Raw genomic sequence first — 7,563 nt, 5'->3', positions numbered from 1 at the left:
CGGCTGCCCCCGCGCCCGCTGCTCCGGCGGCGAAGCCCGCGCAGAAGCCCGCCCGGGCCAAGCGCGGCGGTAAGGCCCCTATGCCGTCCTGGGAAGACGTTCTCCTAGGCGTGCGCAGCTCGGGTCACTGATCTTCCATAAGCATTCTTGATGCTGAAAGGTTGCTAGAGCGCTGAATTGTTTGCGGCGGGATTGCCGATAGCGCTCATTACCGGTGTGGGTTGCCCGATAGGTGCCGATGGCGGCCGATGTCCGCCGCAGGATATGCCCAATGCCTGGATTGTCCGAAGGTTCCCAGGCGGCGGCGAGTTCGCCGCGCCGGGGGAGGCTCGCGCAACAGCGACATTTCGGCCGCGGTGCGGGTAGATTTTGTAGTGGTGGCGGTGATTGCCGGGGTTACCCGCGCCTGCGTAATCCCACCACCGTTTAATGTTGCTCAAGATTTGCCAACCTTGGGGCGCTGGAAATTCGGGAGGTGCGAAGTGCCATCCACAGTCTCGTCCCTCTGGTACGTCGACGCCTCCGATCCGGTCGGGGTGCTGCGAGCGCACCCGGGACCGGATCCGGAAGCCGCCTGGGCGCTGGCCAGACAGCTGCATCCCGACCGCGATGTGGTGCCCGCCGCCTCCGGCACCATGAAGGTGTGGGCCGGGCCGGGCCCCGAATCCATCTATATCGGCTGCTATCCCGGTGTCACCGTCGTCTGCTCCACCCAGGCCGCGCTGCCGCGGCCCACCAAACTGCCCGAGCTGCTGGTCCGTCCGCTCGCCTCCGAGCACACGTACCTGGTCTCCTACGATCTCTCCCTGGGCTGGGGCGCGTTCGCCGAATGGGAGCGCGGGGAATTCCGCAGATCATTCAGCGCCAGCCGGGTCAATATTCTCGAGGACGAGGGCATGCCCCGGGTGTGGGAGCGGCCGTATTGGGCGGGGGAGCACCCGATCGAATTGGAGCCGGGTGAAATGGCCGACCCGCAGTTATTGCCTTTCGACCCGCCGGATTTCGCCGATGCCGCCAATCAGGAATGGCTCGGCTTCCGGTATCGCGGAAAATTCTCCGAGGACGCGCTCACCCCGGATCACATCGAGGTGTGCGGATTCTCGCTGTTTACCAAGGGACAGGCCCCCGCGCTCGACGCGCCCGCCCCGGCGGTGACCGCCGAACGCAATGGCAGGCGCGGATTATTCGGCTGGCTGCGCGGCCGGGACCGGGTCTCCTGAGTTTCAGGCCAGCAGGGCGATCCAGCCGAACAGGACACCCACGCCCAGCCCGGCCAGCACCCACCGCGTCACCGGCTGGAAACGCCAGCGCCACGCGGTCGGCGCGACACCGCCCACGGCAATGAGATTCACCGCCACCGACAGCAGCGGATGAATGCGCGCCAGCGCCTCACCGAAGGCGTAGACCCCGGCTCCGCTCAGCAGTGCCACGAACGCGATGACGGCGATACCGCTCGCCCACGGCGTCGGTTCGGAGTATCCGTAGCCGTACGGGCCGTCGGGTGGATAGCTCACCGCGCCCGCACCGAATCGGCGGAGCGTGAATGGACGGGGCCTGGATTCACTGGGCACGCACTCTCTCGTAGAAGGCCATGGCGGCGGCGGTGGCCACATTAAGCGAATCGGTGCCCGGTGTCATGGGGATGCGGGCGCGAATATCGCTGGCGCGCATGGTTTCCTCGGTCAGACCGGGCCCCTCCGCGCCGAGCAGCAGGGCGACCCGCTCGCCGGTCATGGCGTGCGCGAGGGTGGCCGCGGCGGGGTCGGGGGTGAGCGCGATGATCTGGAAGCCTTTGCCGCGCAGGGTATTCAGACCGGCGGGCAGATCCGGCAGCGCGGCGAAGGGGATGCGCAGCACATGTCCCATGGAGACCCGCACCGAACGCCGGTACAGCGGATCCGAGCAGCGATCGCCGAACAGCACCGCATCCGCGCCGAGCCCGGCGGCATTGCGGAAGATCGAGCCGATGTTCTCGTGATCGTTCACGCCCTCGAGTACGGCCACCGTGCGCGCCCGCGCCAGCACCTCGTCGGCGGTGAGCTCGGGAGGTCGCCGCGCCGCGGCCAGCACGCCCCGGTTCAGATGGAATCCGACGATCTCCGCCATCACCTCGGCGGTGGCGCGGTAGTAGGGCGCCGCCACACCCGAAAGCTGTTCGGCCAGCACCTCGTATTTACGTGCCACACCCAATAGCGCCGAAGGGGTGAATCGCGAGGTCAGCATGCGCTCGACGACAACCGTGCCCTCGGCGATCACCAATCCCTTTCCGCCGGGCAGATCCGGTCGCCGGTCGGCATTGCTGAGGTCGCGGAAATCGTCGACGCGCGGGTCGGCGGGGTCGTCGATATCGATCACTTCGGCCACCGAGCCATTCTCGCGCGACGTCGTTCATGGTCGATGGCGGGCACCGCATAAGGTGATTGACGATCCGATCCCCTATCGAAGAGGACTGCCCATGAGCAAGCCGCTAATCGAATTCCAGGACGGGCCCGCGCCCGCCACGCTGGTCATCAAGGACCTCGTCGTGGGCGACGGCGCCGAGGCCAAGCCGGGCGATACCGTCGACGTGCACTATGTGGGCGTCGAGTTCGACAGTGGTGAAGAGTTCGACTCCTCCTGGAATCGTGGCCAGTCCATCACCTTCCCGCTGCGCGGTCTGATCCAGGGCTGGCAGGACGGCATCCCGGGTATGAAGGTCGGCGGCCGCCGCCAGCTCACCATCCCCCCGGAACTGGCCTACGGTCCGGTCGGCGCGGGCCACCACCTCTCGGGCAAGACCCTGGTCTTCGTCATCGACCTGCTGGACGTGCTGAGCTGAGGCTCATGCACCTCTCCGAACTCTCGCGCCCGCCTCACATTCGTGAGGCGGGCGCAGTGGTGAAAGGGATGGGGTGGCTGCGCCCGTTTCGTAGTGATGTGTGGGTGCAGTGGTGAAAGGGTTGGGGGTGGCTGCGCCCGTTTCGTAGTGATGTGTGGGTGCAGTGGTGAAAGGGATGGGGATGGCTGCGCCCGCTTCGTAGAGATGTGCGGGTGTTGTGGTGGCCGGGGGTGGGGACAGGATCACCTCGGCGGGGGTTGTGCAGTTGGCCCAAGATGTGCGGGCGTTGTGGTGGCGGGGGTGGGGACGGGTGCGCCCGCCGCACGTAAGTGAGGCGGGCGCATTGTTTTTCGTGGTTACCGGGAATGTGTGGGGTGCGGCCGTGCCCGCCCCGCGGAAGTAAGGCGGGCACCTGCCGGGCAGAGCTGCTTCGAGGAGTTCGGTGCGGCGCTAGGAGCCGACGATGCTGTTCATGATGGTGCCGGCGCTGGTGGCGGTGGCGCCGCCGAGCATGGCGTTGGCGACCATCTTGGGTGAGCCCGCTCCGCCGCCCCACTTCTCCCAGGCGAATTTGCCGCCGCCGTAGGTGATGGCGGCAATACCGGACATCTGGGTGAACCAGGTGAAGTAGCGGAACATCTTCATCATCTTGTCGGCCATGGGTGGGGTTTCGGCCGTGGGATTGCCCATCTGGGCCAGGACTGTGCCGTACATGTCGTGCGCGGCCAGCAGCATGCTCACGATCGTTTCCTCTCCGGTACCGGGGCGCTGAAAGGTTGGAGCCGTGGCGCGGGTCATGCGGGAGCGTCAAAACAGATCGATTAGAACAATTCGGTCATCATCGTAGCCTGGCAAACCGCCGAATGGTTGCCAATTGTTTGCCAACCTTTACTTGCGCACGATGTCCACCGGATCCGAGAGCGCCGACGCGATGGCCGACTGCTGCGGCACCCCGCGCTGCGGCAGCGCGTTCAGCGCCGCGGTGGCCTGATTGCCCAGCGTGGTGGTGACGCTCTGCAGCTGCGTCACCCCGGAGCTGAGCGCGTTCAAAGCGCCCAGCAGCTGGGTCTTGCCCTGATCGGCCAGCGCCGGAATGCTCGCGGCCAACTGCCCGCCCTGATTCAACTGCGCACTCGCGTCACCCAGGCGGGTCGCACCCGACCGCAGCAGCTGACCGAGCTGGGTCTCCGGGGTGACGGTGGTGCCGACCAATTCGCCCACCCCGTTGAGCTGGGTCCCGGCCTGGTTCGCGACGGTCTGCAACCCCTGCAACTGGCTGATGATGCTCGCCAACCGCGGGTCACCGGCGAACGGCAGCCCCTGCAGCAGCGGCACGATGGCATTGATGCCGGTGCTCAGCTGATTCGCGGCCTGCGAGACCTGCCCGACGGTGACCCCGGTCGAATCCAGCGCGGTGGCAAGGTCATTGGCCTGGGTGGTGGCGGCCGAGACCGTGCTGTTCAGCTCGGTGATGGCCGAAGTGATCTGTCCCGCACCGACTTTGGCCTGATCGAGGAAGGCCAGCATCTCATCGGCCCCGGAACCGAACTGCTGGGAGGCGTCGGCGGCGGCCTGCACGCCCGCGTTCAGCAGCGTGCTGGTGAATGCGACCTGCTGCATCTGCCCGCGCGCGTTGTTCATCGAGGCGAAGAGCGTGTCCATACCGGAGGCGCTGATCCGCTTGGTGACCTCGTTGACCGCGCCATTGACCGTATCGGCGTCGGCGCGATCATTGGCGGTCACGGTGACCTGCGCCTTCTTCGGTTTATCGGTACCGAGCGAGGCGATATCGGCCGAGAGGTCGGTGGGCAGGGTGATGATCACCGCGTATTCGTCGGTATCGGCCGAGTCGACCACATTCCAGTCGCGAGTTCCGCTGTCCTGCAATGCCCGGACGATTTTCGCGCCGGTCGGCCCGGTATCCCCGTTGATCAGCGCCACCCCGGTCGGCGCGGGTGAGCTGCGCAGGTAGGCGACGACGCCGGCCGCGATCGCGGCGGTCAGCAGCACGGCGAACAGGACCAGGACGCGACGTTTTCCCAACACTGTTCAGACCGTAGTGGTATCAATTGCGGTCAGCTCTGGCGTTTGTCTGAGAGTTCGGTAAAGACCGGATTATCCGGCAATTCCAGCACCAGTCGTACCCCGCCGAGCAGGCCGTCGTCGAAATAGGCTCGCCCACCGTGCAATTGGGCCTGCTGCGCCACCAATGCCAGGCCGAGTCCGGAGCCGCCCTTGGCGGCCTGACTGCCGCGCGCGAAACGTTCGAATACCGCGGCCCGTTCGGCGGCGGGAATGCCGTGCCCATTGTCGTCGACCGAAATGACTATGTGCCCGTAGGGATCTCGATGCGCGGAGACCAGCGCCTCGGTCGCGCCACCGTGCCGCGCGGAATTGGCGAGGGCATTGTCGATGGCCAGTCGCATACCGGTCGGCAGCCCGCGGGTGACGAGTTCGGCATCGGTGTCGATGCGCACGGTGAGATTCGGGAAATGCCGATTGGCGTCATGCGCCGCGGCATCGACCAATTCGGCCACATCGGTTTCCACATGATCGCGGGCATTGGTGAGATCGCCCGCCGCGAGTCGCTCCAGCGCGGCCAGCGTGGACTCCACTCGATTCTGCCCGCGGTGCAGATCGGTCAGGATCTCCGCGCGCTGTGCCTCGTCCAGGTCCAGGGTGCGCAGCACTTCCAGATCGGTGCGCATGGCGGTGAGAGGGGTGCGCAGTTCATGGGCGGAGACGGCGGCGAAATCGCGTGCGGTCTCCAGTGCGGCGGCGGTCTCGGCCTGCGCCCGGTCGATGCGCTCCAGCATGGTGTTGACCGCGTCGGCGAGCTGTTCGGATTCGCGCACGCCGTGCCCGTCGACCGGCAGCGGTCCGCCGGGTTCGCCGTGCCGGTCCAGCTGCCGGGTCAGATTCTCGATGGGCCGGACCGCGCGCCCGCCGAAGAGCCAGCCGAGTCCGGCGGCCGCGGCGACGGCGATCAGCGCCGCCCACAGCACCCAGCGGCGCTGAGCCGCCGTGGTCTTCTCGTTCTCGGTGGTCGGAATGCCCAGGGAGACAACGCGTCCCGACGGCTGATTCTGAGTGGTGGTGAGCACCCGATAGGTATGGCCGGCCACCGTCACGGTGTGATTGCCGACCGGCAGAGCCGGCAGTTGCACCGAGGTGCTGGCCAGCGATCCGTCCGCATTGCGCACGGTGAGCGCCATATCGTTGGTGGGACCGAGCACCCCGAGCACGGTCACCGCGAGCACCGGTTCGATGAGCACCACCCGCGAGGTGACGGCCAACTGCTGATCGGCCTGCGCGAGATTATTGCGCTCGATGGCGTAGACGGTGAACCAACTCAGCGCTGCCACAATGATTGTCGCGCCGAGCGCCGCGGCGCCCGCGACTCGCGCTCGCAGTGAGTACGAGCGGCGGCGGGGTCGGCGATTCACGGCGTCATTTCGGTGCGCGCAGGACGAAGCCGACGCCGCGAATGGTGTGCAGCAGTCGGGGCGTGCCGTCGATCTCCATCTTGCGCCGCAGATAACCGACGAAGACATCGACGACATTGGTATCGGCGGCGAAGTCGTAGCCCCACACCAACTCCAGCAGTCGCTCCCGGCTCAACACCACTCCGGCACTGCGGGCCAGGGTGGAGAGCAGTTCGAATTCCCTTTTGGTGAGCTCGATTTCCTCGCCGTGCAGCAGTGCGCGATATCCGGCGACATCGACTTCCAAGGGCCCCACCGTGATCGCGCCCGGCACCGAGGGGGCGGGGACATCGCTGCGCCGCCGCAGCAGCGCCTTGATCCGCGCCACGAGTTCGGCCAGCACGAACGGCTTCACCAGATAGTCGTCGGCCCCGGATTCGAGTCCGGCAATGCGATCGTCGACGGAGTTGCGCGCGGACAGCACGCAGATGGGCACCTCATTGCCCATGGCCCGCAGCGCGGTGACCACACCGGCGCCGTCCAGGATGGGCATATTCATATCGAGCACCACGGCATCGGGCGCGGTCTCGTTCACCGCGCGCAGCGCCTGCGCCCCGTCCCGGGCGATGACGACCCGGAAGCCGGAGAGCCGGAGCCCGCGTTCGACCGAGACGAGCACGTCCTCATCGTCGTCGACGACCAGGACAGTCGGGATCACTGTGTCCAATTTGCCTCCGCTGCGCTCCGGGCGGGTTCGCGGCCCGGGAGTCTCGATTCTTCCCTCCCTCCGCTCCTCCGCTACGCTCCCCCGCTCCGCTCAGTCCAGAACCGAGACGGCCGCGAACCGGGGGACGCGCACCCTCAGTATGTCCGGCGATCGTCAGTAGTTGTGGCAGGTGTCGGCGACGGTCTGGATGGTGGCGGCGATACCACCGGCGCGCGGGTCGTTCGCGGCATTGGCGGCGGCGTCCGGGTTGTCCCGGAGGTAGGCGTCGAATTCGGCCTGGCGCTGGGCGGGGGACTGGTTGAACTTGGCCTCGAGTTCGGCCTTCTGCGTGGGGTTCTGGTCCAGCAGCGAGGCCAGGGCCGGGGCCTTGTCGTGCAGGGCGGCGTCGACCTGGGCGAAGCTGCACGTCGAATTGAGTAGGGGTGCGGCCAGATCCAGCGGGCTCGCTGAGGCGGTGGCCGGCGCCAGTGCGATCGCCACCGTGGCGAGGGCACCGGCGCCGAGGGCTGCGGCGAACCGGGGATTACGGACGAGACTCATTCCACGGACGCTAGGCCATGGGCATGGGAGTCATGTGAACGATCTCTGAGAAA

Annotated in this window: 9 protein-coding genes; 2 read left to right on the top strand and 7 right to left on the bottom strand. The window is 67.1% G+C overall.

Features of this window, described 5'->3' with window-relative positions; genetic code table 11:
- Positions 1–482: 482 nt before the first annotated feature.
- On the top strand, positions 483–1,220 hold the full coding sequence (locus NA10_RS30310; protein ID WP_067574045.1) for a DUF6928 family protein: 738 nt from the start codon (positions 483–485) through the stop codon (positions 1,218–1,220).
- A gap of 3 nt (positions 1,221–1,223) precedes the next feature.
- Here NA10_RS30310 and NA10_RS30305 read toward each other — a convergent pair whose 3' ends face one another.
- Together NA10_RS30305 and NA10_RS30300 are read right to left on the bottom strand one after the other, a co-directional pair.
- The gene (locus tag NA10_RS30305; RefSeq protein WP_067574043.1) at positions 1,224–1,514 is read right to left on the bottom strand and encodes a DUF2537 domain-containing protein; all 291 of its coding nucleotides are present in this window, start codon (positions 1,512–1,514) and stop codon (positions 1,224–1,226) included.
- A 46-nt stretch (positions 1,515–1,560) separates the two neighbouring features.
- Positions 1,561–2,364 (bottom strand): TrmH family RNA methyltransferase, encoded by an 804-nt coding sequence (locus NA10_RS30300; protein ID WP_067574041.1) that lies wholly within the window; start codon positions 2,362–2,364, stop codon positions 1,561–1,563.
- Between the two features lie 91 nt (positions 2,365–2,455).
- Here NA10_RS30300 and NA10_RS30295 point away from each other — a divergent pair, with 91 nt between their 5' ends.
- On the top strand, positions 2,456–2,818 hold the full coding sequence (locus NA10_RS30295; RefSeq protein ID WP_067574039.1) for an FKBP-type peptidyl-prolyl cis-trans isomerase: 363 nt from the start codon (positions 2,456–2,458) through the stop codon (positions 2,816–2,818).
- A 450-nt stretch (positions 2,819–3,268) separates the two neighbouring features.
- Here the strand turns inward: NA10_RS30295 and NA10_RS30290 are convergent, their stop codons facing one another.
- From NA10_RS30290 to NA10_RS30270, 5 genes are all read right to left on the bottom strand, one after another.
- Entirely contained in the window at positions 3,269–3,553 is a 285-nt protein-coding gene (locus NA10_RS30290; RefSeq protein ID WP_174562576.1) for a hypothetical protein, read from the bottom strand.
- 153 nt (positions 3,554–3,706) lie between these two features.
- A complete protein-coding gene (locus NA10_RS30285; protein ID WP_067574037.1) occupies positions 3,707–4,864 on the bottom strand; it encodes a YhgE/Pip domain-containing protein in 1,158 nt (385 codons plus the stop codon).
- A 29-nt stretch (positions 4,865–4,893) separates the two neighbouring features.
- Positions 4,894–6,264: a sensor histidine kinase gene (locus NA10_RS30280; RefSeq protein ID WP_245678032.1), complete on the bottom strand. Its 1,371-nt coding sequence runs from the start codon at positions 6,262–6,264 to the stop codon at positions 4,894–4,896.
- A gap of 4 nt (positions 6,265–6,268) precedes the next feature.
- On the bottom strand, positions 6,269–6,961 hold the full coding sequence (locus NA10_RS30275) for a response regulator transcription factor (RefSeq protein WP_157556841.1): 693 nt from the start codon (positions 6,959–6,961) through the stop codon (positions 6,269–6,271).
- A 162-nt stretch (positions 6,962–7,123) separates the two neighbouring features.
- Positions 7,124–7,510 (bottom strand): hemophore-related protein, encoded by a 387-nt coding sequence (locus tag NA10_RS30270; protein WP_067574034.1) that lies wholly within the window; start codon positions 7,508–7,510, stop codon positions 7,124–7,126.
- Positions 7,511–7,563 lie beyond the last annotated feature (53 nt).

The sequence above is a fragment of the Nocardia acidivorans NBRC 108247 genome (genome assembly GCF_001625085.1).
Lineage (GTDB): Bacteria > Actinomycetota > Actinomycetes > Mycobacteriales > Mycobacteriaceae > Nocardia > Nocardia acidivorans.
The sequence above is the reverse complement of the archived record's forward strand: the minus strand, read 5'-3'. Positions and strand labels throughout refer to the sequence as shown.